28 protein-coding genes, 1 tRNA gene and 1 pseudogene are annotated in these 24,809 nt (G+C 48.4%); 4 read left to right on the top strand and 26 right to left on the bottom strand.

Going from position 1 to position 24,809, the window contains the following annotated elements:
- Positions 1–180 precede the first annotated feature (180 nt).
- The 3 genes from AAZR23_RS07855 (at position 181) to AAZR23_RS07865 (ending at position 1,820) form a co-directional block, all read left to right on the top strand.
- Positions 181–255: transfer RNA gene (locus tag AAZR23_RS07855), tRNA-Arg, on the top strand.
- Positions 256–419: 164 nt separating this feature from the next.
- Positions 420–1,583, top strand: a complete 1,164-nt coding sequence (locus AAZR23_RS07860; RefSeq protein WP_434691659.1) for a tyrosine-type recombinase/integrase — start codon at positions 420–422, stop codon at positions 1,581–1,583.
- A gap of 12 nt (positions 1,584–1,595) precedes the next feature.
- Entirely contained in the window at positions 1,596–1,820 is a 225-nt protein-coding gene (locus tag AAZR23_RS07865; RefSeq protein ID WP_434691660.1) for a DNA polymerase III subunit theta, read from the top strand.
- A 1-nt stretch (position 1,821) separates the two neighbouring features.
- On the opposite strand, the gene AAZR23_RS07870 is transcribed toward AAZR23_RS07865, so the two are convergent.
- From AAZR23_RS07870 to AAZR23_RS07925, 12 genes are all read right to left on the bottom strand, one after another.
- The gene (locus AAZR23_RS07870) at positions 1,822–4,323 is read right to left on the bottom strand and encodes a hypothetical protein (RefSeq protein WP_434691663.1); all 2,502 of its coding nucleotides are present in this window, start codon (positions 4,321–4,323) and stop codon (positions 1,822–1,824) included.
- A 61-nt stretch (positions 4,324–4,384) separates the two neighbouring features.
- Entirely contained in the window at positions 4,385–6,856 is a 2,472-nt protein-coding gene (locus AAZR23_RS07875) for a host specificity factor TipJ family phage tail protein (protein ID WP_434691666.1), read from the bottom strand.
- Positions 6,843–7,235 carry an NlpC/P60 family protein gene (locus AAZR23_RS07880; protein WP_434691669.1) on the bottom strand — a complete coding sequence of 131 codons (393 nt, stop codon included), beginning with the start codon at positions 7,233–7,235 and terminating at the stop codon, positions 6,843–6,845. Before AAZR23_RS07880 ends, AAZR23_RS07875 begins: the two co-directional genes overlap by 14 nt.
- Positions 7,232–7,702: a DUF1833 family protein gene (locus AAZR23_RS07885; protein WP_096862212.1), complete on the bottom strand. Its 471-nt coding sequence runs from the start codon at positions 7,700–7,702 to the stop codon at positions 7,232–7,234. The genes AAZR23_RS07880 and AAZR23_RS07885 overlap by 4 nt, the downstream gene beginning before the upstream one ends.
- The gene (locus AAZR23_RS07890) at positions 7,702–8,178 is read right to left on the bottom strand and encodes a hypothetical protein (protein WP_434691672.1); all 477 of its coding nucleotides are present in this window, start codon (positions 8,176–8,178) and stop codon (positions 7,702–7,704) included. Before AAZR23_RS07890 ends, AAZR23_RS07885 begins: the two co-directional genes overlap by 1 nt.
- A complete protein-coding gene (locus AAZR23_RS07895) occupies positions 8,175–11,681 on the bottom strand; it encodes a tape measure protein (protein ID WP_434691675.1) in 3,507 nt (1,168 codons plus the stop codon). Before AAZR23_RS07895 ends, AAZR23_RS07890 begins: the two co-directional genes overlap by 4 nt.
- A 61-nt stretch (positions 11,682–11,742) precedes the next feature.
- Complete coding sequence (locus AAZR23_RS07900) at positions 11,743–12,477, bottom strand: hypothetical protein (protein ID WP_434691676.1); 735 nt, start codon at positions 12,475–12,477, stop codon at positions 11,743–11,745.
- Positions 12,478–12,546: 69 nt separating this feature from the next.
- Positions 12,547–13,104 (bottom strand): hypothetical protein, encoded by a 558-nt coding sequence (locus tag AAZR23_RS07905; protein WP_434691678.1) that lies wholly within the window; start codon positions 13,102–13,104, stop codon positions 12,547–12,549.
- Between the two features lie 45 nt (positions 13,105–13,149).
- A complete protein-coding gene (locus AAZR23_RS07910; protein WP_434691681.1) occupies positions 13,150–13,311 on the bottom strand; it encodes a hypothetical protein in 162 nt (53 codons plus the stop codon).
- 78 nt (positions 13,312–13,389) lie between these two features.
- Entirely contained in the window at positions 13,390–14,316 is a 927-nt protein-coding gene (locus AAZR23_RS07915; RefSeq protein ID WP_434691684.1) for a KilA-N domain-containing protein, read from the bottom strand.
- On the bottom strand, positions 14,313–15,164 hold the full coding sequence (locus AAZR23_RS07920) for a phage antirepressor KilAC domain-containing protein (protein WP_434691686.1): 852 nt from the start codon (positions 15,162–15,164) through the stop codon (positions 14,313–14,315). Before AAZR23_RS07920 ends, AAZR23_RS07915 begins: the two co-directional genes overlap by 4 nt.
- Positions 15,157–15,327, bottom strand: a complete 171-nt coding sequence (locus AAZR23_RS07925; RefSeq protein ID WP_024473531.1) for an Arc family DNA-binding protein — start codon at positions 15,325–15,327, stop codon at positions 15,157–15,159. The genes AAZR23_RS07920 and AAZR23_RS07925 overlap by 8 nt, the downstream gene beginning before the upstream one ends.
- Before the next feature lie 122 nt (positions 15,328–15,449).
- Here AAZR23_RS07925 and AAZR23_RS07930 point away from each other — a divergent pair.
- Positions 15,450–15,591: pseudogene (locus tag AAZR23_RS07930) on the top strand (Arc family DNA-binding protein); the annotation flags it as partial.
- A gap of 142 nt (positions 15,592–15,733) precedes the next feature.
- Here the strand turns inward: AAZR23_RS07930 and AAZR23_RS07935 are convergent.
- The 14 genes from AAZR23_RS07935 to AAZR23_RS08000 all read right to left on the bottom strand — a co-directional run bounded on the left by AAZR23_RS07935 (position 15,734) and on the right by AAZR23_RS08000 (position 24,805).
- Complete coding sequence (locus AAZR23_RS07935; protein WP_434691689.1) at positions 15,734–16,003, bottom strand: hypothetical protein; 270 nt, start codon at positions 16,001–16,003, stop codon at positions 15,734–15,736.
- A gap of 41 nt (positions 16,004–16,044) precedes the next feature.
- Positions 16,045–16,737 carry a DUF6246 family protein gene (locus AAZR23_RS07940; protein ID WP_434691692.1) on the bottom strand — a complete coding sequence of 231 codons (693 nt, stop codon included), beginning with the start codon at positions 16,735–16,737 and terminating at the stop codon, positions 16,045–16,047.
- A 50-nt stretch (positions 16,738–16,787) separates the two neighbouring features.
- Entirely contained in the window at positions 16,788–17,543 is a 756-nt protein-coding gene (locus AAZR23_RS07945) for an Ig-like domain-containing protein (RefSeq protein WP_434691694.1), read from the bottom strand.
- A gap of 64 nt (positions 17,544–17,607) precedes the next feature.
- Entirely contained in the window at positions 17,608–17,976 is a 369-nt protein-coding gene (locus AAZR23_RS07950; protein ID WP_214232581.1) for a phage tail termination protein, read from the bottom strand.
- Positions 17,973–18,341, bottom strand: a complete 369-nt coding sequence (locus tag AAZR23_RS07955; RefSeq protein ID WP_101924184.1) for a hypothetical protein — start codon at positions 18,339–18,341, stop codon at positions 17,973–17,975. The genes AAZR23_RS07950 and AAZR23_RS07955 overlap by 4 nt, the downstream gene beginning before the upstream one ends.
- Before the next feature lies 1 nt (position 18,342).
- Positions 18,343–18,684 (bottom strand): hypothetical protein, encoded by a 342-nt coding sequence (locus AAZR23_RS07960; protein ID WP_434691698.1) that lies wholly within the window; start codon positions 18,682–18,684, stop codon positions 18,343–18,345.
- A complete protein-coding gene (locus tag AAZR23_RS07965; RefSeq protein WP_434691701.1) occupies positions 18,681–19,052 on the bottom strand; it encodes a DUF7370 family protein in 372 nt (123 codons plus the stop codon). The genes AAZR23_RS07960 and AAZR23_RS07965 overlap by 4 nt, the downstream gene beginning before the upstream one ends.
- Positions 19,052–19,267 carry a hypothetical protein gene (locus tag AAZR23_RS07970; protein ID WP_434691704.1) on the bottom strand — a complete coding sequence of 72 codons (216 nt, stop codon included), beginning with the start codon at positions 19,265–19,267 and terminating at the stop codon, positions 19,052–19,054. The genes AAZR23_RS07965 and AAZR23_RS07970 overlap by 1 nt, the downstream gene beginning before the upstream one ends.
- Positions 19,268–19,276: 9 nt before the next feature.
- Positions 19,277–20,353, bottom strand: a complete 1,077-nt coding sequence (locus AAZR23_RS07975) for a major capsid protein (RefSeq protein ID WP_434691706.1) — start codon at positions 20,351–20,353, stop codon at positions 19,277–19,279.
- A 10-nt stretch (positions 20,354–20,363) separates the two neighbouring features.
- Complete coding sequence (locus AAZR23_RS07980) at positions 20,364–20,801, bottom strand: hypothetical protein (RefSeq protein WP_046024086.1); 438 nt, start codon at positions 20,799–20,801, stop codon at positions 20,364–20,366.
- A gap of 6 nt (positions 20,802–20,807) precedes the next feature.
- Positions 20,808–22,208, bottom strand: coding sequence for a DUF2213 domain-containing protein (locus tag AAZR23_RS07985; RefSeq protein ID WP_434691710.1), 1,401 nt, complete (start codon positions 22,206–22,208; stop codon positions 20,808–20,810).
- 17 nt (positions 22,209–22,225) lie between these two features.
- Positions 22,226–22,477, bottom strand: coding sequence for a hypothetical protein (locus AAZR23_RS07990; protein WP_434691713.1), 252 nt, complete (start codon positions 22,475–22,477; stop codon positions 22,226–22,228).
- Positions 22,477–23,475 (bottom strand): phage minor head protein, encoded by a 999-nt coding sequence (locus AAZR23_RS07995; RefSeq protein WP_434691716.1) that lies wholly within the window; start codon positions 23,473–23,475, stop codon positions 22,477–22,479. The genes AAZR23_RS07990 and AAZR23_RS07995 overlap by 1 nt, the downstream gene beginning before the upstream one ends.
- Positions 23,429–24,805 carry an anti-CBASS protein Acb1 family protein gene (locus AAZR23_RS08000; RefSeq protein ID WP_434691718.1) on the bottom strand — a complete coding sequence of 459 codons (1,377 nt, stop codon included), beginning with the start codon at positions 24,803–24,805 and terminating at the stop codon, positions 23,429–23,431. Before AAZR23_RS08000 ends, AAZR23_RS07995 begins: the two co-directional genes overlap by 47 nt.
- Between the last annotated feature and the right edge of the window lie 4 nt (positions 24,806–24,809).

Raw genomic sequence — 24,809 nt, forward strand, 5'->3', positions numbered from 1 at the left:
TCCCCGGCATTCCGCAAAGAATGTACATAATCTGTACACCCTGAACAGATGTATCCGGCAAAAAATACACCAGTAACCGGAAACCGGAAAAAACAAAGCGGAAATAAAGACTTGATAGAATACGGGGTTGAGCGGTAACATATGACCCGCCGTAAATCCGGCTATACAGCCGGGCATCATGTCCTCTTAGTTAAATGGATATAACAAGCCCCTCCTAAGGGCTAATTGCAGGTTCGATTCCTGCAGGGGACACCAAGACCGAATAACCTCGCATTACCCTCCGTTACCAATCTCCCTTGAAAAATCAGCACTTCACCGAATTCACTGTTACCAGACATAACCGCACGTTACTTGACTGAACCATAATTTTGCGGGCATATTTGTGGGCATCAAAACAGAATCAAACCAAAGGTGCCCACATGCTGACAATAAAACAGATAGAAGCGGCCAAGCCGAAAGAAAAGTCATATCGATTGTCAGATAGCGGCGGTCTATTTCTTTTTATCTCAAAAGGTGGCGGGAAAATCTGGCGTTTCCGGTATCGCAAAGACGGTAAAGAGCAAACTCATGTCATCGGCTCGTATCCGGAAATGTCATTAATAGAAGCCCGTAAGCTTCACGCCTCAGCAAAATCAATCCTTGCCACCGGCGGATCGCTGGAAACAAAGAAAGAAGCATCACAAGAAGAAAGCATCATAACTTTTGAACGCGTTTTCCGTGAGTGGTACGAGTTTAAAAAAGAGGTCTGGTCTGCCGGTTACAGAAAAGAAATGTTATCCATGTTTAATGATGATGTCTTGCCGATTATCGGCGGAGAAGACATTGCATCAATGGATCCACTACGTGTTGTAGACGTGATACGCCACTTCGAGAGCCGTGGCGCAATGGAAAGAGCGAGCAAAGCCCGCCGTCGCTGCGGGGAGGTATTCCGGTATGCGGTTATAACAGGGCGATCTAAATACAACCCTGCGCCAGACCTAGTTGATGCCGAACGCGGGTACCGGAAAAAGCACTACCCATTCCTCACCAAAGAACAGATACCCGCCTTTAACAAAGCGCTATCGACTTTCTCCGGCAGTACCATCAGCAAGATAGCCACACAGGTTTTGCAATACACGGCGCTGAGAACCAAAGAACTCCGGTCTATGCAATGGTCAGACGTCGATTTTGAAAACAAGGTGATCACCATATCTTCCGAAGTGATGAAAAGCAGAAAGCCACATGTCGTACCGATGTCAAATCAGGTATTCGCGCTGATGGAGCAAATCAAGCCTATGACATCAGGAATGTCAGACCTTGTTTTCCCCGGAAGAAATGATAAAAGAAAGCCAATAAGTGAAAATGCTGTATTACTGGTGATCCGGCAAATAGGTTTTGACGGAATAGCAAGCGGTCACGGATTCCGGCACCAGTTCAGCACTATACTTAATGAAAACGGATTTGACCGTGACCTGATAGAGCGCCAGCTTGCTCACGTTGACCGTAACGCAATACGCGGCATCTATAACCATGCCGAATACCTTGATCAGCGCAGAAATATGATGCAGTGGTTCGCTGACTATATTGATGAAATCTCAAAGTAACAGGTAACCAACATGCACAATATCGCTAACCTCCCCCAAGACGAAAAAGACAAAATTAATGCCGATTTAGCCGCATCCGGTATCGCGTACAAAGAAAGACTCGGACTGCCGTATGATCTGTACGAAACAGAAAAACAGCAGCCCGAGCATTTACGCCCGTACTTCAGAGAGAGACTGGAGCACTACAGGGAGATCGGGAAAAGGTTTCCGCGCGGGTTTGAGTATGAGAAGGAGTAAATCACACCTTTGTGGTGATTAATTCAAAATCAAACTCGACAATGGAATCACCGGCTCCTCGGTTGAACACGCCAACATATCCCGATGTTTCCACGGATGAGTAAAAAGCAGCTGAATTAATCCTGCCATCATCTGTTTTAACCATAAATGAATACTTGCTATTCGATACGGATGAATAAATCCAAACTACAAAAGGTTTTGACTCAAAATCTGTAGAACCGGATAAAAACAGCCAGTCTGTTGGCTCGCCTTTATTCCATGTTCCTATTGCCAGCCTTCCATCAGAAGCGCATCCAACAAGTACACCAGTATTTAGCAAGGGGTCATAATTAAGAGCGGCGTAGCAGTTCTTTTTCATTCCGCTGGCAGACCTGAATTTTCCAATGACACTGCCTGGATAGAGATATGAATTTGGAACAGATGACAATCTGTCACCACTCATAATATCAGTAATTATTTCATCACTAATATTTTGAGACCTGGTCATTAGTAATGTCGGCTTTGTCATACTTCCAACTGCTGACAAACGCACATTGGGTATTGACACCCCGTCGCTGTGCACGTTACCAAATTTCAGACACGGATAAAACGCCTGTTCAGGGCGTCCGCCGTATGTGATTGTTATTTTATTGAGTCCTTTTCTCATTTGCCCGCAATACGTACTGAGCGTTCTTTCCTTACCAAAATATTGCGATGCGGCGTAACCAAATAACACGCGGGTAAAACTGTTAATTAGGTCATTCCTGTCTTTGTGTGCCCCTGATGAAGGCAGTGTTATTCCGACAGGGCTTTCAACTGTAATGTGAGTGGCATCGACCATGGCCTGTGTATGCGCATTCCATGGTTCCAGAACCACGAGAGACGTACCGTCATTCTCACAGTAAACAAGCGTGGTAAATGTCACGTTTTCTTTTGGGCTTGTCACGCTTGGAAGGTACTTTATTTTTTCCAGCACCGGAGTCCCGCCAACAGAAGAATATTTTGGCTTAAGAGACAACCCTGACGGATAAGTGATCGCACTCCAGTATCGGTCTACCGCCACACTGTTCATAACATCACCCGGCTTCACATGCCTTACATACTTCTCACCGAGAGTCTGCATAAACATCGCATTGCCCATGCTCATTTGACCCAGCTCCTGCGGGTGAACATCATCCCATGTTTTGTCACCTTTGACGTAGTACAGTTTCTGACTGTACATGTTTATATTACTGTTTTCCGTCAGAGTTTCACCGAGGTCATAGTATTCAATACCGAGTCTGCCGCACATTTCTTTCTTGGTGGCTCGTTCAAATCCGATCCGGTTAGGGTCATTGTCATTTACGGTAACAATCGCCACAGCACAGCCATAGCCCCACGCCTTCCGCACAAACATATCTATCTGATCACGGTAAGTATCAATATCAGTAAATGCATCATTCCAGCCCATGGCAAGCAGGCAAAGCTCAGGTGGTTTACTGCCATAGGCTTCATTACCAAAAAATCCGTAATCAAAATTTCGGTAACCCCAGCCGTCAGACAATTTAGCCCCTGACAGCGATGCGTTATACACCTGGAATATCGGAGTCGTGCCGTAACGTGACTGCACCGTATTAAGCAGCATCATCCAGTGCGCAGCCCATGAATGAGACCCACCATTATCAGAGTGATTGTAATTCACTGGTGATTTAAGATTACGCGCGGCCGTTCCGTCTGTCGCCGGTGAGCTCCAGTCTTGTTTTCCCCACGCCCCATCAGTAATAGAATCACCAACGATGCCGATTGTCGTGAGTGACTGATCGCGAATCTCCTGATACAGCGCACCTGAAAATGACTTTTTGTTACCATTTGTCGCCTGGCCGATATCAAAAATAATATCATTTCCGTACCACTGATTTTTCACTATCAACTTCCCTTCACCGACGAATTTTCGCACATCGTCAGAAGGAAGAAAGTTAACCCGGATGGTCACCCCATCAGGAATGTAAATCTTGCCAGGGTATGAAAATGCAACATCACGGTTATCGGTAGTATCATCAAATACGAATCCAGGAACGTAGTAGACAGACTCGGCATCTGAATATTTAAATCTTCCTTTGTTAATCTCCGATCGCAGACTGGCATCACCAACCCCAACCCATTTTCCTGCACCAACTCCACCGACAGACTCAGGTATCGACCCTGCCGGAACTGATTTTGGTAAATCACCATCCCAGCGGTAATATTCACCGGTGGTTTCATCGCGCAGAATCTCATTACGCTTTGTTATTTCCGCGCCCTGCTGGAAGCTATCCATAGGGATATATCCAGCGGCAATGATCGCTTCGTTCATATCCACCTTAAAGGTTTCAATAACCCGCTCGACCATCCAGCGCATGCCTTCTATGGTCAGGTGGCTTTCACCAAAGCGATCAAAATATTCCAGCGCTTTTGATGTCACGAACTCGTCAATTTTTCCTGAGTTAAATTTCAGGTCGCGAGCTGCTTCGCTTGGTACCGCATTTTGAGTAGGGATAGTAGCCATGTGCCTTTTCTTCCAATAAAAAAGCCAGCACGATGGCTGGCTTGTTGGTTTGAATTTTATGTCAGACGTTATAGTCTGCTTTCGGTGCGAAGTACTCGCTTGCGGTGATAGAAAACGTGCCGTCTGCGTCTGGTTTCTTGTCAGAGACTACCCAGCGCATGGCATCCATTTCAGTGACGGTTGATATGATGTACCGTGACGGCGACTGAACATTGTGACCGTCATAGATATTGAGCTGAATGTCAGGGATATCGGAAATAAATCCCTTATCCGTATCGGTCCGTACCTGCGCCGGATATTCTCCGGATGAGTTTCCGAGGTGATCGGTGATTCTCACCACCATTTCGCCGGAAAACTCAATGCGCTCACTGGTGCTGAACACATTTCCGTTTCTGCCGGTGATGTGTCCGCCCTGCTGGTTACTGTCGTAGCTGTCAGCCACCAGCACCATATCTCCGGGGTAAACATAATCACCGTCTGCCAGCGTTTGCAGGCTGATGCTTGTCCGCTGGCTTATCAGTCTATCCATTTCCAGCAATGCGCGGTCAGTGGCCTGATATTCGTTACGGCACCCGTGCAGGGTGATTTTGTTCGGACTTTTTGCTGCACCCTTCACCACTGCGCCATTTTCGATACGGTACTTCAGATAGGTTTTTTTGTTGGTACGCGGATTAACGTATTCAACCTCAACACCGTCATTCCCGCCCGGCAGAGACATATCGTATGAGATGCGGAAGTTATTGCCGGTGATATTTGACCGGTTAAACACCGCCGCCGGATATTTCCGTTCTTCCTCACGGGAAAATGTCAGTACACCGTTATCAAAGAATGCCGTCACCCGCGCCACGTTGCAGATTGTCTCAATACGCTGGCCGAGAGATACATCTTCATCATCAAACGTGTAATCGAAGTACCCGAGTCGTTTGTCAGGTAGTTCGGCGTAAATCTCATACAGCCCGTGCAAGTCGATAGTGTTCTCCGGTTGCTTGCCGGTAACCATCCATGTATGCGTCACAGCATCAGCAAATGAGCGCGACGGCCGTTCAGTGTAATCCACTTTGCGGCTGGTCATGTCATAGCTGATCACATGCCGTGTCACCAGAGCGTTATATTTGCGCTCGCGCGAGCTTGTCGGGTTCTCTGTCGCCCTTACGGTCACACGGACAATGGTATCGTCAGGATGTTTCTCATTGAGCCTGCGGCGGATAATGTGCGCTTTTTCAAGCTTGAGAATGCTGCTATCGTTGCTGTTTTCAAGCCTGGTCAGCTGGAATGCATATCGTCCATAACCACCTCGCGGCGTGAATTTCTCAGTCTTATAATAGGTTTTTGTTTTTGATACTTCCGGGAACCCACGATTATATGATTCTCTGGTACCGGAAATTTCATCGTTATTATCGTCCACTTTCCAAAACTCAATACGCGCCGTCGCCCAATTCCCCTCCCCGAGTTGCGCATTCAGATGCACCCATAATTCACCGCCCTCCATAGGAGAAAAGAACGGACCGACGGTCAGAAACTGGTTGTCATACAGAATGAATTTCGTGGTATTAACGACAGCATTCGGCGGCAGTGTCGCCAGGTCACCACCGGAAAGGTTGGTGAAAAAGAACTCGTAATACTTTTTCGGCAGCACGATTGACCCATCGTCTGTTTTTTTCGCCTCAGCCAGATAAGCATCCACTTTAATGTCTTTTGTCACGTTACCGGTTGGTGTGTCATACGATACATTTACGGTCATTGATACTGAGCGCGGTTTGATAATGTCATAGAAGTAATCGAACTCATCTTGCCTGGCGATTTTAATCATCGCCTCGCCGCCCTTTATCTCACCGGATATGACCTCATTCGCCGATGCCTGATACTGCGGTATTTCATCACTTTCATTCGGCCCCGGCACTTCCTGACCATCAACATCGTGAAATTCAAACCCCTCAAATATCTCAGGGATATTTTCACCGGGCTGAAATATCTGATAACTAGCGCCGTCCAGTGCGGTTAATTCGGATTCTGAGTATTTCACGTTTTCGATATCAAATTTCCCGATACCGAAATTCATCCACTCTGTGACCTTCTTCTTATTGTCGATGTACTCAAACAGTGACTGCTGAATCAGATCAGGGTATGCCCTTACCTGTCCGTGAATTTCCGGACGAGCCTGGTATGTTCTGGCGACGTTAGTCTGTCCTGTGAGCCGGTTATTCGGACTGTCTTTAACGTTCGCGTCTGCGGATGTGAATGACGGCGTTTTCGGCGCCAGAAAAGAAAATACCTTCGACACCAGTTTGAATATCGGGCTTAACAGGTCTCCGATGGCTCCGCCTTTCGGCTGGTCAAATACCTGAATGTGATGCAATTCAGTGACAACAAAATCAAGGCTGTCACCATCAGCCAGCTGCACACCATTGACCATGATCACAACGTCGCTGCTGATACTCTGCTCTTTCAGCCAGTCAAAAAAAAGAGAGCCGGATTTTACTTCGACTCTCTCTTTAGGTGTTCCCGGCAGGCGCTGAATTTCAATTACCGGCATAAGTCATAAACTCCACTTTGCTGTAAATCCGCTGAATGGTCAGCAATCTGTCCAGACGGACGTGTCCGTTATCACCACGGCTGTGCAGAACCATCCCGCCGAGCACAATGCCGACATGAACAGGCATCGAACCGTCATAGGCCACAAATATCCCGCCACTTATCGGGTGATCTTCCGCCTTCCAGAAATTTACCTCATTTTGATAACAGGTCACAAAATCACTGTCTGATTCATAACCGCTGTCGTGATGAATTTCAGCACCGATAACATGCCGGTAATAGAGCGTCACCAGCCCCCAGCAGTCACACGCAGTAAACGAACATGCCCGGTTAACCCACGGTACCCCGATCACCCTGTCTGTAAATTCATCTGTCGTCATACTGCCTCCAGCCCCGGCCATTCCTGCGGCTCATAAATGCGGCCGACATTCTTGTTCAGCGGATTAGTCATCGAAAGTGTCATTGATACCGCTTCCGCGTCCAGTGATACATCCTTTGCAAACAGCTTCCAGCGCACGATTGCCGTACCTTTGTCCGCTTCATCAAACAGCCGGTAAGTCACCTCGACCGGCACCATCCGTGAATACGACCGCCATGCTTTCAGCTTCTGCTTAAACTCATGCGCTACACGGCTGAATTTTACGCTTGCGTCGATGATCGGCGTTTTACTTTGCTGACTCTCAGACATCTCAAAGTTGCACGGCAGGTATTCAATCCCGCCGAGTGTCTTCGGGAAAATCTGGTGAGTGATCAGGTAAATGTCGCCGAACGATGGGTGTGATAGTTGGAGTGTTTCGTACAGGATGCGGTTTGGTCGTTGTGCGCGGAACTCACGCAATGTCGGCATTATCCCTCCTTACACCGTGACAGTGTTTCAGTGACAATGACATCCAGCCAGCTGCCGAACGGCGGCGGGAACTCGATAATCACATCACCGAATTCATCATCGTCGTTATGCAGGTTTTTGCAGATAACCTGACCGGTCCATGTAACTGATGCGCCGTTAACGCTGGTCTGCACAGGATATGGCAAGAAATGTAATTCCTGCTCCTGCAATCCGCTGCCGCCGATATCAATTTTCATCCGGAACCACCTGTTGCAGTTATCCAGATAATCGGGATGGCGCAGCCACTGAGCAAATGCCCGCTCCTGCGCCAGCGTGAATATCCAGGTAACATTCCAGACCGCTTTCAGGTCATCAGTCAGTTTCTGGAATATCGGCGCGCCGACCTGTGGCTGATCTGTCATGTAACCGGTGTCGATGGTCATGTTTTTGTCTGACTTCTGTGCCAGAGGAAGCCAGTCAGGATAGTCGATAATCATCTCACCCTCGCATATGCTGTTGTGTTTCGTGTGATGGCGCTATGCATCGGCCCTTTGTTGTCCATGTCCGCGATAAACACATCTATGGTCATGCCGTTGCTGTCCTGTCTGGCCTGAGCATCAATCCTGCTGCCTCCGGATGAATAGTCGTTGATATTCACCGTCACCGGCACCTGACCGCCACCGATATCACGGTTGCTGATGACTTTACCGTTATCGCCGGGGATCATGTACTGGTTGCCGTTTGATGCTTTGAATATCTCCGGCTTGCCACCCTCACCAACCCGGTACATTTCACCGGCAGATACCGGACCACCATCTTTACGCGCACCGGCAATCGTCAGTGCCTTCATTCCGATACTGGTTGCTGCGCCGGTCGCCTGTGCCGCAGTATACGCACCGAGACCACTCGCGGATGCCGCTCCCATCGTTGCGATAGATGCCGCGATAGCTGCTGGAGTCCACGCAGCCAAAGCCGCAGCACCACCGGCAACAGCTGCTGATGCGTTCGCCGCCTGAGTAGCAACGCCCAATGTCTGGCCGAGGATGAAGTTTTTAGCCATCTCCACGCCGACCTGAACGATAGAGTTAACCACGCTGTTAAGCATTGTATTACCCAGCGACCGCGCAGCGTCACTCCAGCTCATGGTTTGTGTGATAAGGCCGGTGATAGCGTTGGACGCATTCCCGGAGAGAGAATCAACTGCGGATGTTAGCATGTCATAGCCGAGACTTTGCTGGCTTAACAACTCCCACTGAGCCGCAAGCTGCTGCTCCTGATACTGTTTATCCTGTGCAGTTTTCAGCGCCAGATACTGTGCGTCCGTGGCTTGTTTGGCTGCGATATACTGGTCATGGCTGATTTGCCCGTCCTGCTGCGACTGCTTCAGCAACGCCTGCTCTGCCTGATAGTACGACTCCATCAGAGCCAGCTTCTGAGCATTTTCGTTAGCCAGTGCCTGAATTGGGTCAATTTTCGCCCGATTCTCAGCGACAATATTCACCTGACCATTTGATGTTTCTTCCGATATTTTGCGCGAATACTCAGCGTGTATCGCCGCCCTGCGTTGCTGATATTGCTCTTCGGTAACCAAATTACCTTTCAGTTGTCGCTCAAGTTGCTCGCTGGCCAGTTTCATATCCTGATCGGCTTTTGCCTGCGGATTCTGCTCAAAGGCTTCTTTGCGGTCTTTTATCTTCTGTGTGAGATCGTATTCTTTACCAGCAAGCTCAGTTATTTCGGCTATCTGAGCTGCCGTTGCTTTTTTACCGAGTTTTTGAACAGCCTCAAGAACAGCTGCCTCTCGGGAAAGACCTTTAGTTTCCAACTCTGCAACTTTGGTCGCGTTTGCCAGATCGGTTATCTTCTGTTTGAGTTTTTCGGCCTCTGTGGCTTCTTTTGCTGCTGCGCTGGCCGCTGCACTTGCTGATTTTTTACCGTCACTGGTTCTCTTTTTGTCTGCTTCTGACAAATCGTGATAAGTACCGGCAAGTTTCAGCGCCTCCTCCATTTGCTTGGAGTCAGCAAGAGTCCCGGCCTTTAACTGCCTCTGTTTTTCGGCGGCTATTGCTCTCTCGCGTTTATCTGTGATGGCAAGAAGTTCATTTTGCTCTTTCAGTTGCTTAATGTACTTTTCGCCTTCCTCTGATCTGAAGTTACTATTTGATAATTCAGCATTCAGGTTTGCCTGTTCATTGGCGGCATCCTTCATTTGGCCGGCAAGCCACTGAACCATATTTCCAAGCTTGCCAGCGCCATCTGTTGCACCGCCAAAGATTTTTTCTGATTCTCCGACCCTTGCATTCACCTCCGCTGTAGCCTGAGCAAGAAAGTTTTGCATGTCATTCAGCTTATTCGTGGCGACCTCAAGCTCTGCTGTTTTAATTTTTATTTTGTTGAGGATTTTTTCCCTGTCTTTCTCAGCACCGGCCACACTGAAATTCTTTCTTGTTGCATTGTCGTACTCAGAATTCAGGTCTGCAATTTCATCTTTCAGGTCTTTTACTGCATCTTCCTGAACCTCAATATTTTCCGTTGTTTTACCGATCGCACCGTTCAGGGCATCAAACGTAAGCTCTTTCAGCTTTCCGCTTAATTCACCCAGCGAATCGGCAAAATCAGATGCATCCTGTTTCGCCTGCTTTGAGCTTTCACTGAAATACATGATCGCGGCACCGGCCAACATAGCTGCACCCATCGGTCCACCGATTAATGCCAACCCGCCACGAAGAACACCGAGAACCCCTGATGCATTGCGAGCGGCAATCGCCGCTGCCTCCGCCGCTGCGGCTTCCGCTTTTAAAGCTTGTGTGTATAACAGTGATGCATTGCGAGCTATGGTCTTCTTGGCATTCAAATTATCAAGAGCAAGCCCCTCTGCCGAACTTCCTTTTGCAACGTTATATTCTGCTTGAGCCAAAGCAACCGCAGAAGCAGTGGATTCTTTGTCCGCAAATGCTTTTCTTCTTTCCGCTGTGGCTGCATACTCAGCATCTTTGGCGGTAACAGCGTATGCTTGGGCCTGTTTCACGGAAGCTGCCGCATCAAGTATTTTTGTTTTAATGGAAGCGGAGAATGCACCGACAAGCCGCGCACCAATAACAAGAGCAACCACATTGGCAATGTTTGCAAAGGTGTCAAAGTTCGCGGTGATATCAGCGAATGCTGCCGACATTGTCCGTGTTACACCGTATGCCTGGTTTAATTCACCGTAATACGCTTTCGCCGAGTTGGTAAGTTTGGTAAATCCGTCCGCCACGGTGTTATCCATTGAATCGGCAAGGGCATTGTTTTCTTTGCGTGCGGCAATCATGGCGTTGGCAAATATCTGCATGGAGATACCGCCTTCCATTGCCATTTTTTTAACGTCATTCTCAGTGACTTTTATCCCGCCTCGCATACGTGATATTTCTTTAGCGATATCGTTCACCACTGACGGCGTCGCATTAAGCACTGCGTGCCAGTCATTCCCTTTCAGCGTACCGACCACCATTGCGCGGTTAAGGGAGGCCATTGCGGATTCAGTCTGCTGTGCGCCGGTCGCGTTAGCGGTGAATGCTGAAGACAGAGATTCGATGTAATCAACGGTCTGCGTGGTGTTGTAACCAAGCTCTTTCATTGAGGTTGCAGAACCAGCGTACAACCCCTGCACTGTCTCGATAGCCTTACCATTTCGGTTACTGACTTCCAGAAAACGCTTCTGAATTTCTGAGTAACGCTCTACATCACCTTCAACGGAGTTGAGTGCCATCTTGATCCGCGCCGCCATCTGCCCCCACTCATCGACAGCATGAATAATCGCACCGGCTGAAAGCGCGGACGTAACCAGAGCAGCGGCCTTTGATAGCGAGAACATGGCATTTTCAGTATCGTTAACTGAACGCGTGGCGCGGTCAAATCCGCCTTCCATACTTCGCAGTCGCTGATCTAACTGACGCTGAGATGTCAGCAACTGCGCAACATCCATCTGCACCTGATATACGATTTCGCCTACTTGTGCCATTTACCGGCTCCTTAAAATGAAAAACCCCGCCGGTTGGCAGGGTTATTTATTGAAAATGTTGTTAATTGTGATTGCTGAAAATCTTCTCCAGAATATTTATTGCTATGTCATAATTCTCCATATTGATTTTTTTATCTATATTTCGTTCATACGGCCATTCGACATATCTCGTTGAAATTGAATCTATTGAAGATATTTTTTTTATTAGCGACTCCGATAAATTACGGTCGAACATCCCCTTATCACCAGATTTAACAGGGCTGTCTTTATTCACCCTTAAAAGAGTGGCTGAGTTTGGAAAGTGATTTTTTCCTACCACAATAGTATGTCCAATTTTGTCCCTATATATGTAAAGGTCTCCATTGCTTATATAACAAATGACATTGTCATGCATCATCTCTTTTTTACAACCAAAGCCCCATGATTCACTATCTCCATATCCACCATTCCCCACTCTTCCTGAGCCATCAACATGGTGTACGCTAACTTTTACCCCGTCTATTACAATTTCTTCTGCAATTGACATCGAGTATGATTTACCATTGTCAACTTTTGCTACACCGCACACTCTTACGCTGTTATCAAAAATAGATTTATTATCAAACACTGATTTAGATATGATGATTGGTTTTGGTGGTAGCTTGCTATATGCTTCATTTGAAAACTTATCACACGCTAGCGTTTTCGCTTGATCTGTAGATTGCAACCATTTTATTTCTTTGTTACTCAGTTTATCACCAGCCATGACCCCAGCAGACATCAGGCAGCACACAGCTGCAATCAATACCTTCTTCACATCCCCACCCTCAATAATTAGTTTTCTTTATGCTAGCACCGAGTAGCGAAAAGAAAAGCAAAACAAGCACTATGCAGACATGGACTCTTTATATATTGCTTCCAGATCCGCATAACTTAACTCGATTGTCTGTCCTACATCACCTGCCATCGTGCATATGATTGAAGATACAGCGTTCAAAAATTTATTGTTATCAGAGATTATTTTTTCCGTTTCTCTAATTATTGGCAGAAATTCATCATTCCAGCTTTTGGGGTTGCTCAGTGTGTTGTAGTAAAAGAAATAAATCTCCTCAGCCTTCCAGAAATCAGAGTAAGATGCGCCGGATGGTTCAATCTCCCGTTGTATCTTATTCATGTCAAATGTTCGACCATTAAAAGAGGATGCGTACATCCCGCTATACAGGATGATAACTCTCTTTCTTGCATAATCTCTGACCTCATCAAGCGAGCCTATCTTGACGCGGTGGCTAGTCATTGCATAACTGTAATGCTTGTCTTCCTCCTCCGGAACCTTGATTGCAATACCCTTTGGCTCCCAGCCGAAAAGATAAGCTGCTAACCAGTGTCCGGCTTCGTGTCTGGCGACAGGTGCTACACATTTGTTTTTAAAATCATCAGAAATCACAATTTATCCTCATGCAAAATAGGCAATCAGATATTAATGCATGTGTTATTTTGCTTTTCCATTATCTTTGTTAATAAATCGATCTGGCACACAATAATCAATATGAATGTCACGATTATGTTCTGGCGCACTTTCTGACACCTGTCGCTTCATTTTCTCAGCAATGTGATCTGATAGCCTGCGTTGATGTGATTTATCACCTTCCATATTGCCTCCAATGAAAAAAGCCTCAGTTAAGAGGCGGCGTGTGATCTGAATTACAAGGCCGTCCGTGGCCTGTGGGGGCTAGCGCCAATCGGCTGGGATTGGTGCGCTTATCTGCATTCTCAGGCCGCCATCAATGAAAGGAGAAACGACATCATTGAGCTTCCTTAATGACTGGAGAGATCTTTCCGCATAATGACGATGCGCCCTGTGCTCTAACCGTGCAGCACTTACGTCATAACCGGCCTCTGTTAATGCTGATAGCAGGTTACTGATTGCTGACGGTGATTCGCAGATATCGCCATATAACAATCTGTACGGGAAAAAGCACGGCTCTTTGTGACTAAATCCGTCAATCCCGCGCGCTTTAAGCGCCACCTTGTATTGATTCCACCAGGAAAGCGGAAAATTAAAATCATGCTGTACAGTAATCTCTTGCTGCTTCGGAATGTACTCACCTTCGAGTGCATCCAGATACGATATCGCCAGCGGGATTTGCTCCGGCAGCAATTCGTTGATGTGCTGCACACCAAACTCAGCGTGAACGTGCTTCCAGATGTCCGGGTAGATATTACCGACACCGTGTGCGATAAGACGCTCGGCTGTCTGGCGTAACGGGGTGAGTTCTTTCGCTGTGGACTGCCGGAAGTTTGGCTTCTTCTGCATTACTGATGAAACCAGAGCGTCATATGCACGGATCACTTTCAGGGAGAATGCTGCGCTGATCCACATGGCGTAAGAGTAAACGAGTTCTTTGCAGGCGTATGTGCCACCGTAGCGACCACTTTTCGACATCACAGGTGCTTGATTTTGTGCTGGATCTTTAACTTCTCGATTTTGAGCAATTAAAATTTCATCAATTAATTCAATAGTTTTTTCAGAACGAAGCCAGTTTGCAGGCTTATCTTTCTCTTTGTTACCTGATGCTTTATGCAGATCATTGAGAGAATATCGCCCAGCAGTATCCTGCTTAATGGGCATGTTTGAAATAGTCAGTTTGTTATTCATGCCGCCGCCCCCTGAGTTAACAGTTTTGCCAGTTTAGAAAGCCCTTTCGGAGTGACGCGAACCTGCGGAATAGATTTATCCTCACCATCCGGTTTAGTGATCACCGTTACTTTGTGCTCAATAAGCCCCTGCTGGATTTTGTCCTGGTAACCAATCCACGGAGTACCAAGGCGGCGGTAAATCCATTTGAGCTGGCTCATGGTGTCAAAAAGAGACTTCGGCTTAACCTGTAACTGTTTGGCGGCGTCGGTCACGCACATAGAGCCTTGGGATTTAGCAATGCGTGTCAGGGCTTCAACATCAGGCTTCATTTCTTCAACTTGGGATTCCAACCCTTGGTTTTCCAGCAAGAGGCGCTCTTTTTCTTCCTCTGCCTGAATAACCATCAGAGCCAGTTCTTTTGCGCCTGGCAAAATCGGGGTTGCGCGACGCTTTTCGGATTCCAGCTCGAACATACGGTCAATGACAGCGGTGCGGCGTTTGATATCGTAGCCAGTAATCAGGATCTCAGTATAGCGGCGAGTAATGTGATATTCCCACGCATTGGGGTTGCTATCATCATACTGATTGCACATAACATGCTGATTTGTAAAGTAACCCAAATCTGGATTACGGGTATAGTCCGCATCTTTCCCGCCGAGTAACGCAACCAGAATAGTACGGATATCGCGACAAATATGGTTGTGCTGCTTTCCGGTGAGTTTTGCGATCTCACGGCTTGACATGGTGACATTCTGGTTGGTAACTGCTAAAGTATTCATTGTGTTTACCTTCTGTTCGTTGGTTAACTCATTCGTGTTCGAAGCCCCGATGGTTGCAGCCATTGGGGTTTTGTTTTTATTAGGCATCAGCTCTCTCCTCTCTCAGGCTCTTAGCCAGCCGCATAATAATTGCGGAGTTAAGTGACAAAAAATCCATCTTCGCTTTTTCCTCAAGCTCAGCACGCATACGCTCTGGGAGGTTCAGTGTGAACCGGCTGCTTCTTGTCTGTTCATGTAGTTCATTACTCATGTATCATCTCCTTTAGACCAATTTAGCACCAAAACCAATTTGGTACTAGAACCAATTTATCATCATTTATCTGGATGTCAAGTTGGTGCTATCATTAATTCATTAAAATTACGAGGTGCGCCATGACTAAGAAATTCCCGAGTCAAGAGATGGACAGGTTTAACGTTCGTATGCCAGCAGGCATGAGAGAAGAGATAGCAAGAATTGCCGAAGAAAACGGACGTTCAATGAACTCTGAGATAGTCCAAATACTTCAAGATCACATTGATAGCCGCAAAGGTGACCTACCGGCGTACGCAGTAAAAGACATTGACGGCATTATGAAAACCTTCAAGGATTTTCTGATAAAGGAATATACGGTAAAAATCAGTGGAGATAAGGACAAAAAATAAACGAATTTTCTGTTTTATCGAGGCTGATTGCCAACAGCTAACGCATGAATGTGTTCAGCTAACGATGGGTGCAGGGAGTCATCTTTACTGTATGGCTGCGTGTTATTTAGCACCGGCTGTTCACCTGATTTCTGTGTGTAATGCCTCACTTCACCATTGCAGAACTCGGTTATCAGAAATGAGCCATGAACAACCTCGTCAATGTATACAAGCTTAAAACGTTGTTTTTTCTGATGATGGTCTTTCACATCACCACGATTTAAGTAGATGTCTAATTGGTTCATTGCTTACCTCTGCATAGTAAAAAGCCCCTTCCGGGGCCTCATCACGCCCTCTTCCTGCTCACCAACCGGCGCTTGCCCTTAATCAGATCATCGTTACGGGCATCGTCGGCTTTGGTGATGGCCTCATACTCATCTTTCGTGAAGCCTTTCTCGTCCGGATATTTCGCTTTCAGCATCATCACGAACTCGGTCATTGTAAGTTGTTCCGCTTCGCTGCGGGTGATGCTGAAATGTACACGGGCGGCACTGATGTAATCGACGGCGTGGAACTCGTCGGAGTATTCGTCTTTACCTTCGTTGCGCTGTAGTTTGCGCACCTTGGCTTTACCGATAATGCCGTGGGTCATTAGCTCGCGCGCCAGCAGGATAATATCGCGGTAATGCATAGCGCCATGCCTGTACACCATGCCGGATTTGCCAACCCGCCATTCACCGATAACCTCAGAACAGTCATCGTCACAACATGCCTGCATTACGTCCATTGCTGATGACAGAACGCTGCGCCCGTACACCGGCTTATTTAACAGTGTTATCAGCCATTCAGGAACAACCCCGTAAGCGTCAACAGCAGACGCAATAATTTGCTGTACCTCTGCACCATTTAATCGTGTAAACGTGCTCACTATCTCTTTTGGCGACCCGATTCGCGTCATTGCATCCAGTGACGGGCGGAACAGATAATCATTTTCGGCAGTGGATATCACCATCTCGCCGTATTCTAAACGCGGTGTCATATATCCTCCTGAACATTATCAAGGGCACCCGGAGACACCCTTTGTAATATTTAGGCCGCAGTGACTGTAACGACACATTTCGCCGTTTTGCTGCCATCTTCTGATGTGGCAGTGATATTCGCGGTGCCGGCAGCAACACCGGTAACAGTGACGACATTCAGCAATTTACTGACGGTGGCAAAATTAGGCTTATCGCTGACCACCTCGTAATTTTTGTTTGTCGCATCAACCGGAGTAAATCCGACCGTGAATGTTGCAGTTTCACCGGATTTCACTGTCAGTGTCGCTGGGTTGGCGGTGATGCTCTGCACCACGATTTCTTCCTGCAGCCACTCAAAGCTGTCAGCGTCTGCGACTTTCAGTTCACCGGAATACGTGGCGATCTCTTTGGTCGGGAACTCCATCGACCATGATGTGAAGTTCATGTAACCCTGAATCACATCACTACCATCGCCTTTCATGTCGAGCTGCACCCAATATGACGGCTGACGGCTGGCCTTGACTTCAGCAAGGATTTCTTTGGCGATATCAAAAGCAGACGTGGAGCCATCAGCACCTTTGCGCTTCAGCTCACCATCAAACTTAATGGTTAAATCCAGACCGGTCACGATAGCCTCGGTCAACCCTTTTGTGTCGTCTGCTTTGGAAGTAACCGTTTCAGTACCGTAATCCAGCCCTTTACTGGTCAGTGCGCCGAGACGCAGAAACACGGACTGTTCAGGAACCGTACCAGGGCAGCCGGGCGCGATGCGGAGAATTCCCGCATTACCCATCACCAGGCCTTTATCATCAGGGCATTGTGCCATGTTGTAACCTCTTTATTTGCAAATAAAAAAGGCCGCATAAGCGACCTGTTTGAAGTGTGTTTGTTCAGGATGTGCAGCGGAAGGCCAACTGCATGATGAACCGGCCTTCTTCTGTCGGTACTGGCTTCGGCATACCGCCAAGGTTGTAAACTGAGTTGAGTTCGCAATCATCCGGAAACTCGGCCACGAAACTGAGAATATCTTTCGCCCTGGTTAATACCGGCTCCGGATCGTTCTGTGCGGATACCAGAATCAGCATTACATTGTCGTCAGCGCCAAGGTCAGCAAATCTACCGCTGCCGCCGTCAGGCTGAATAACAGCATATTGCTGTGTGCGCGACTCTGGTTCTTCCGTCCATGTCAGGTACTGAACAGTGAAATCATCCAGCAGGCCGACGCGGTTCAGATAACGCTCAAACGCTTCGTGTATCATATGCGCATCTCCTGATGCATGACCGCTTCAATCTCATCGCGACTCTCTTCAAATCCCAGCGTGAGGAACTCTTTTCGCGCAGTGGCGCGCCGGAATGTCTGCTTAACTTTCGGGTCGTGGACAAATACCGCATAGTTGGCAGAATACCCAACGCGGCCGGTAACGCGGGTGCCGTTCACTGTGATTTCACGGAACTGAGAGTTGATAAGCGTTGATGTGTCGATAGGCGTGAACAGCGTGGCCTGAGCGCCACCAATCAGCATTGCTGCCTGTATTGCGCGTGTAACTTTGCGCCCTGTGATATTGCCGACCAGTGCATTGATATTGGCGCTGACCTCTGCGATACCTCTGATTTTTGCCGCCATATCACACCGCCGTTATCAGGGTGTAATCATCCGCTATGTGCTCGAATGCATCCTCATCGCGTTTGATGAATTTGATTTCGTCAGCACCAGCAGATACCGGCTCACCTGAGTGCCTTCCGATAGCGATAAAATCACCTTTCTTCGCATCAGCGTACTCAGTCCAGAACACCAGTTTGATAGTGATTTCAGAGCCGATATCAATCTTTCCGCCCTTAAGCTCGCTACCATAGCCACACAGAAAATGGACAGGTTCCGAAAATTCGGGCTTACCGTATCTGTCCTTCCCGGCAAGCCGCCACAGTGTGGCCCATGAGGTATACGCCCAATTTGCAACTGAACTCATTGGTACCCCCCGACCACACCGAAGAAGCCAACCGTTTTGCTCGACAACGGCAAATCAGAGAGACATCCGGCACTGTCCCATGCACGGATTTGGTTCAGCAGATAATCAGTACCTGCAGAATCATATGCGAAGGAACGGGACGCCCCGTTAGGAGCGCTCTGTGATGATATCTTTCGTGCGCCAGATAGCGATGCCAGCCGCACAACGGTGTAAATCAGCAACAATTTCTGCGTGGTTTCGTCGTAGTTGGCTTCGAGACATCCGGACTTTGCATTAACCTGACTCAGTAACAGCGATAGCACAGAATCAGGCAATGTAAACCCGAGTTCCGCAGTCATCGGCTTTACGTCATCAAGAGTTATCTGCATTATTTTTTACCGTTCTGTTTTGCCTTTGGCTGTTCTGAATCATCGTTACCAGGCGATGCTACTTCAATATCACCCGACGCGATAATCTCAACCAGACCGGCCTTTTCCCATTCTTTCGCGCTTTCATCTGACATTGTCAGTTGGCTACCGGCTTCCACAGGCTGGAAACCGGCACCGGCGAAGAAGTTATTTGAAACTACTTTTACCAGTGCCATAAATCCCCCTTATGCGCCTTTCGCGTGAACAACCGAGAAGTGGCCGCTGATGTCCTGCTTAACCATCAGACCGGCAGCGCCCCATGTGCGCCATACGTAATCTGAGTTATAGAACTGGCGCGGGTCAGCAACAGTACCGAACGCCTGACCGACAATCGGAGCGATAACACCGGCACCCAGCGGCACGATCAGCATTTCATTGCCTTTCAGCTCGTAATCTTCTTTGATGTCTTTGATGCCGGTGATTTTCTTCACTTCGTCCAGGATGGTGCGGGTCTGGTTAACGTCGAAATATACGCTTTCCCAATTCGACAGGATTTCACCTGACACATACCAGGTCTGCTCACCGTATTGCAGGTTTTGCAGTTTCAGCACATCACGCAGTTTGATGATTTCTGCGCGGATCACCTTGCCGTCCTGCTCGGTGGCAAAGTTCACCGTCAGTGTTACCTGGGCTACGCGCTCATCAGCACGAAGACCTTTCCATGATTTACCGTCAAACTTGATGAAATTACCTTCGGAATCACGGAACCCGTTCCAGATAAAATCAACATACTTGCGGCGGACAGTATCAACAGAATCAGACTGTGCATCGGACAAAGAGGCCAGCGCGGAACCTTTCGCGAAGATTGGGTCACGGAAACCGAATTTAAAGCCAGTATCGTGAATAGGCACCATCGTACCGTCAAAGGTGAATGCACCGGCATCAAGCAACGCACCAATCTGGCCGGACATTGACGTATGAGCCACGCCACCACTGCCTTTACGGGCATATTCATACACGGATTCTTCCAGACGCACGGAGCGAGAAAGCCCCATCAGGTCATTCAGCAGGGTAAACTCGGTATTCGGCTGAAACTCGGACAGAACAGTCTGGTCGTATGCTTTATACAGGCGGCGGATGTCATCAACTGCGTTAGCGGCATCAACTCTGATTGCGCCGTTACCGCGTGAATTGGCGCGGATAATGAACTCAGCAACAGCCTGCGAGGATGCATCACGGGCAATCTGCAGTTCGCCAAACTGCGCCGTATTTGCTTCAAGGTTGCCGGTTTCGGTCGCTTTTTTGGTTGAAAAATAAAACATTCGGTTCTCCTTACTTGAACACAACGCGAACCAGCTCACCCGCCTTAGCGGTCAGTGCTGAATCTTCTTCGACATAGGCGAATACAACTTCACCTTCCGCAGCGGTGGCCGCTGTAATCTGGCCGTTGGCAACAATCACCGGCTGGCCTTTTTTGTACGTACCGGCAGCAGCGCGGACGTTCAGGAATAATCCCTGCAATGGCTGGATTGCCACCACCCAATCACCAGCTTTCAGGTCATCATCTACACCTTTGCAGCGCAGATAATCCATGTTTGCCACGTACAGGATTGCCGACTCTTTACCATCTACTGAGGCTTTGAACTTGCCACCATCGAAAAAGCCTACCGTGCCGGGCTTAATGTCTGCTAACGCCTCACCTTCACGATTTAACAGCGGGTTAGGAAAGATTCCGCCTGCATGAATCACACGTTTTGTTTTGTTCGCCATTTCGTTTTACTCCGGCATTTCTGATACTGAGGTGGAAGAGTTCTGCTGAGAATGGAATGAACCATTCAGCCCCTGAACCGGCGCACACTGTGCGTACAGTTCTTTCAGCGGGTCACCGTCCAGCGCATTCACGGCTGTTTCTGTGAAGCCGAATTTGGCTTTCACTGCTTCACGCATGGCTGATTTTTCTTTATCAGCGTTTGCGTTTAACTGCTCCTTAAGCGGGGCGACGGCAGCGTTTACCGCAGCGGTGATCATGGCCTGCATATCTCCGTTAGTTGCTTTGTCTTTTGCAGCCTTTTCTTCCTGCTCTTTTTTCTCACGCGCCGCCTTCTCTTCCGGCGTTTCTTCGCCTTTTGATTCATTGGCGATCATCTGGTTGTACGCATCCATCAGCTCAGCATCGGATTTTCCGTCTGTGTCGATGCCTTTTGCCTTCAGCGCGTTTGTGATGAGTTGTTTCATCGGGTCGTTTTCCTTATTGGTTTTTACTTCGTACTCTGTTGGCTTGCGCACAACTTCAATGGGCTCACCGACAAAATCAGCTTCGCCGTTGTCGTCAATGAGGTATTTTTGCTGGTAGGTTTTGCCGGTTTTGTAGTAAATGAATTTGTCGGGCCAGACCATTTCCGGGTAAGGCCAGTCGTCACCTGATGATTGTTCTCTCAGGGCATCGCGCAGTGCTTTATAGATCTCCTCGAAAGAGAAATTTGAGCCGTTGGTGAAGAAGAACTTCGCTTTGTTGAAGATGCCGGATTCAGTGCAGTTTGCCGCATCAACCAGGCTGACATTTTCGATATCGCATTTCTGCCCGTCCTCGTTGACGAACATCCCGACACCGTCCTCCGGCGTGGCTGCTCCCGGCTCACTCGCCGGAAGAATGGCGATGTGGTCAAAGTGCATGTTTCTGGCGACCCATGTATAGGGCTTACCCTTTAACTTGCCTTTGTTCTGCTCACGCTGTAGCAGCAATCCGGTGGAGACGTGGATCGGGTCTTTGCTGTTACCGGCAATGATGTCATCCACACGGGCTAGGAACTCCTTGCCTTTCTCTGTGGCATCCGCGAAACGTCGGTTGACCTTCACGTCCATGACGACTCTTTCACCATCTTTGCGGACATTCTCAGCCCATGCGCCGATGTGAAACTGGTTTACTGCTCTCGGCGTGTCAGCCGATACGTAATCTGTGCCGATTTTTGGGTGTCCATACGGGCACTGTTTCCCCTCCATCGACTGAAAGCTTTTGTTAATTTCGCCGGCCGGATATAGCCCCCCGTTCATCACAACATCATCAACAACAGGCACAACGCCGCGAATGACGATATGCTCGTCACCGTCGATGATTTCAGTTGAGATAGTGGAGGAATTGATAGCCAGCGATTTAACATGAATACCCGAAAGCTTCATGTAGTGGCCTCTTGAAGTTACTTGTTGTGGAAATCACTCTCAATTTGTTGCTTTTCGTCACCACGCAAGCCGCCAATAACCAAGCCTCCGTCACGATCAACCACTTCAACAGTGATTGTCATTGTGACCAATTCGCGATTGCAGCTATCAACGCTGCAACTAATTAATCCGCCAATCACCCGCCCGTCAGCGGTACACGCAACAATCTTTCCGTTATGGCTAACCGGCGTCAGCCCGTTAATAACTGGCTTATTGATTAACTGCGCCATTAATTACCCTCCTCATCGTCTGACCAGGCTTTCCGTTCTGCTGTCAGCCGGTCAGTAATGCCTTTGTTGTAAATCGTCCCGTCGTCATTCAGTAATACAGGCTGTGTCGCGCAATAGCAGTTAAACCGGTTGCCGCCGTCGGCATAGAACGCTTCGACCTCTTCGACAGTGAACACCCTGCCGTGTCGTGCTGCATGCCAACTGCGTGTGGTTGGTTTCAGTGCAGATAACCACAGCAGGCCGGTACGTAAACCGAGCCGCTCACTCGCCCATGTGGTTTCATTCCAGTTTGCACGGCGTAACGCGCCTACCTGCTCTGTCTGAGCTATGCGCTTTGCATTGCTCATTGAGACATCCAGCCGCTGACTAACGATTCTGGCTGTTTCTCTCGGATTGACACCCCTGGCTATCGATGTACCGATGATGTTAGACAGGTCGGCACGTGCGGCATCAGAAATGCCTTTCCAGTCGCTGAACGTTGAGATAAACGCGGCGGCTATCTGGTTCTGATACGCAGGCTGCGACATCAGGTAAGTGAGCGTGGTCTGTGATGCATACACCTCTGACTGTAACGACAGGTTGGTATACGCATTCAGTGTGCCGCGGTCATACTCCGCTGCGACATGACTGAACGCCCACAGATTTTCATTGCCGCCCTCGAGCAGATACTCATCCAGAATAGATTGCAGTCGCTCAAGGAACCGCGCGTACTCATCAGGCCGCTCAGCAAGATCATACGAATAAACACCGGCGTTAATCCTGATAAGCGAATCCGGTTCGTTCTGTGCGTTTTTAGCGAGGATATAGCTGTAGAGTGAGTTCTGATTTCGTTCTCTGCCGGTGAATGAAAGGTCAAACAGTTGGCGGAGTGCTTTTTTCAGTCCGTGGTACCGGTTTTCAATGTCGCGGTACATCTTTCTGACGGGCTTTCCTGACTGTGTCGGGTCTGCCTTATTTCTCGGTATTATCGGCGACCCTGTTCTCTGGTTCTTTATCATCAGTTAACGGGTCTCCTTTGGGGCCGGTTTCCGGTGGATCAGTACTTTCAAACTCGGTCAGGGTCGGATATTCCCCCAGCGCCCTGATTTCGTTCTCCTGGAATACTGAATGACCGAATGCCTGTTGCGTTTTAACAGCGATATCGGCGGCTTTGTTCATCGAGTCGATTTTCTCAGCCTTACTCGGTGCCAGTAAATCAGACCAGCTGACGGTAATCTCTTCTCTTTGCTCAATAACGCCGAGTGTCCAGAGTCGTGACACCACTGACTCAATCACTGATTTCAAAAATCCTGTACGCCGCGACATGCACGTTCTCGCCCAATCCTTCATGTCCTCTGTTGATGCCCGTTCACCGGTAATCTGACCAATCAGCACCTTAACCGGCATATTGATTGAGGCGGCGAATTCCGCCAGCGCGGTTCGCCATGTTGGTTCTGGATCAGCCGGAGCAACAGACAGGACACTTGCCGTCCCTTCCTGCATCATCACAGAGGCGTCAATGCTCTCGTTTAGTCTGCGAACCTGCTCATCAAGCGCATCGGCCAGACCATCCATATTGGTACCTAATGCTTCAGCCAGGCGTTGAAAGTCTGTTTCTTTGCTGAATGCATAGTTTAGCTGACGACTGGCGTTTTTCAGGAACCCTTCCGCGCTGCCGCCTGATACCTTTTCGGCATCAAGAAGCTTGTTGTAGCCTTTCCGCAGCAACGGGGTGCCGGATGTTAATTTTCCGTCCGCCGCCCCTTCAGCAAGAATGATTAAGCGGTCAGGGTGGATATCAATAATTCGCCCTGGAGAGCCGTCTGACTCCTTGCCGACATGCAACTCTGTAAATGAGTAAAGTGCCGGATAGCCGTAGTCCTCGCTGGCTTGGTCTTCGTTCCAGCGTCTCACATCAAGCTGCTCTTCCCACGCGGGGATCATGCGGATAATGGCCTTGTCTTTCAGGCGGGAAACCACAGCTCTGTCTACAGGTTCATCCCATTTGCGACCATCACGCAACTGAATAATCAGACCTGAATACCGGCCAACCAGATTGCGTTTGTCGGCCTCTTTGATCTGCTCCCAGTGTGATTTAAGCAGCTTGTTCAGCTTGTTATCCCAGTCAGTAGAACCGTCCTGGTCTGCTTCTTCGTCACCTTCGAATATTTCAGGAACATCAATCCAGCAGCCGGAAATATACCGGTCCACCGCTGCACCGCCCAAAGCGTTACGGTCATAGGCGTTGTAAAAGTCATTAAACGTCAGCACTTCCGGATAACCAAACTCACGCCAGATGCGCGGACGCTTAGTGTTTCCGGTTCCGATGCCGCCGGTTGCGTATGTCATTCTG

The organism is Morganella sp. Je.2.23, from assembly GCF_051129855.1.
GTDB lineage: Bacteria > Pseudomonadota > Gammaproteobacteria > Enterobacterales > Enterobacteriaceae > Morganella > Morganella sibonii.

What these genes read in the sequence shown, in the direction of transcription:
- AAZR23_RS07935 (WP_434691689.1), bottom strand. Translation starts at nt 16,003, where the DNA reads ATGAACCAATTAGACATCTACTTAAATCGTGGTGATGTGAAAGACCAT.
- AAZR23_RS07955 (WP_101924184.1), bottom strand. Translation starts at nt 18,341, where the DNA reads ATGGCGGCAAAAATCAGAGGTATCGCAGAGGTCAGCGCCAATATCAAT.
- AAZR23_RS07880 (WP_434691669.1), bottom strand. Translation starts at nt 7,235, where the DNA reads ATGACGACAGATGAATTTACAGACAGGGTGATCGGGGTACCGTGGGTT.
- AAZR23_RS07970 (WP_434691704.1), bottom strand. Translation starts at nt 19,267, where the DNA reads ATGGCACTGGTAAAAGTAGTTTCAAATAACTTCTTCGCCGGTGCCGGT.
- AAZR23_RS07945 (WP_434691694.1), bottom strand. Translation starts at nt 17,543, where the DNA reads ATGGCACAATGCCCTGATGATAAAGGCCTGGTGATGGGTAATGCGGGA.
- AAZR23_RS07980 (WP_046024086.1), bottom strand. Translation starts at nt 20,801, where the DNA reads ATGGCGAACAAAACAAAACGTGTGATTCATGCAGGCGGAATCTTTCCT.
- AAZR23_RS07985 (WP_434691710.1), bottom strand. Translation starts at nt 22,208, where the DNA reads ATGAAGCTTTCGGGTATTCATGTTAAATCGCTGGCTATCAATTCCTCC.
- AAZR23_RS07990 (WP_434691713.1), bottom strand. Translation starts at nt 22,477, where the DNA reads ATGGCGCAGTTAATCAATAAGCCAGTTATTAACGGGCTGACGCCGGTT.
- AAZR23_RS07870 (WP_434691663.1), bottom strand. Translation starts at nt 4,323, where the DNA reads ATGGCTACTATCCCTACTCAAAATGCGGTACCAAGCGAAGCAGCTCGC.
- AAZR23_RS07915 (WP_434691684.1), bottom strand. Translation starts at nt 14,316, where the DNA reads ATGAATAACAAACTGACTATTTCAAACATGCCCATTAAGCAGGATACT.
- AAZR23_RS07995 (WP_434691716.1), bottom strand. Translation starts at nt 23,475, where the DNA reads ATGATAAAGAACCAGAGAACAGGGTCGCCGATAATACCGAGAAATAAG.
- AAZR23_RS07895 (WP_434691675.1), bottom strand. Translation starts at nt 11,681, where the DNA reads ATGGCACAAGTAGGCGAAATCGTATATCAGGTGCAGATGGATGTTGCG.
- AAZR23_RS07960 (WP_434691698.1), bottom strand. Translation starts at nt 18,684, where the DNA reads ATGAGTTCAGTTGCAAATTGGGCGTATACCTCATGGGCCACACTGTGG.
- AAZR23_RS07950 (WP_214232581.1), bottom strand. Translation starts at nt 17,976, where the DNA reads ATGATACACGAAGCGTTTGAGCGTTATCTGAACCGCGTCGGCCTGCTG.
- AAZR23_RS07910 (WP_434691681.1), bottom strand. Translation starts at nt 13,311, where the DNA reads ATGGAAGGTGATAAATCACATCAACGCAGGCTATCAGATCACATTGCT.
- AAZR23_RS07865 (WP_434691660.1), top strand. Translation starts at nt 1,596, where the DNA reads ATGCACAATATCGCTAACCTCCCCCAAGACGAAAAAGACAAAATTAAT.
- AAZR23_RS07890 (WP_434691672.1), bottom strand. Translation starts at nt 8,178, where the DNA reads ATGATTATCGACTATCCTGACTGGCTTCCTCTGGCACAGAAGTCAGAC.
- AAZR23_RS07975 (WP_434691706.1), bottom strand. Translation starts at nt 20,353, where the DNA reads ATGTTTTATTTTTCAACCAAAAAAGCGACCGAAACCGGCAACCTTGAA.
- AAZR23_RS07920 (WP_434691686.1), bottom strand. Translation starts at nt 15,164, where the DNA reads ATGCCTAATAAAAACAAAACCCCAATGGCTGCAACCATCGGGGCTTCG.
- AAZR23_RS07965 (WP_434691701.1), bottom strand. Translation starts at nt 19,052, where the DNA reads ATGCAGATAACTCTTGATGACGTAAAGCCGATGACTGCGGAACTCGGG.
- AAZR23_RS07925 (WP_024473531.1), bottom strand. Translation starts at nt 15,327, where the DNA reads ATGAGTAATGAACTACATGAACAGACAAGAAGCAGCCGGTTCACACTG.
- AAZR23_RS08000 (WP_434691718.1), bottom strand. Translation starts at nt 24,805, where the DNA reads ATGACATACGCAACCGGCGGCATCGGAACCGGAAACACTAAGCGTCCG.
- AAZR23_RS07875 (WP_434691666.1), bottom strand. Translation starts at nt 6,856, where the DNA reads ATGCCGGTAATTGAAATTCAGCGCCTGCCGGGAACACCTAAAGAGAGA.
- AAZR23_RS07860 (WP_434691659.1), top strand. Translation starts at nt 420, where the DNA reads ATGCTGACAATAAAACAGATAGAAGCGGCCAAGCCGAAAGAAAAGTCA.
- AAZR23_RS07940 (WP_434691692.1), bottom strand. Translation starts at nt 16,737, where the DNA reads ATGACACCGCGTTTAGAATACGGCGAGATGGTGATATCCACTGCCGAA.
- AAZR23_RS07885 (WP_096862212.1), bottom strand. Translation starts at nt 7,702, where the DNA reads ATGCCGACATTGCGTGAGTTCCGCGCACAACGACCAAACCGCATCCTG.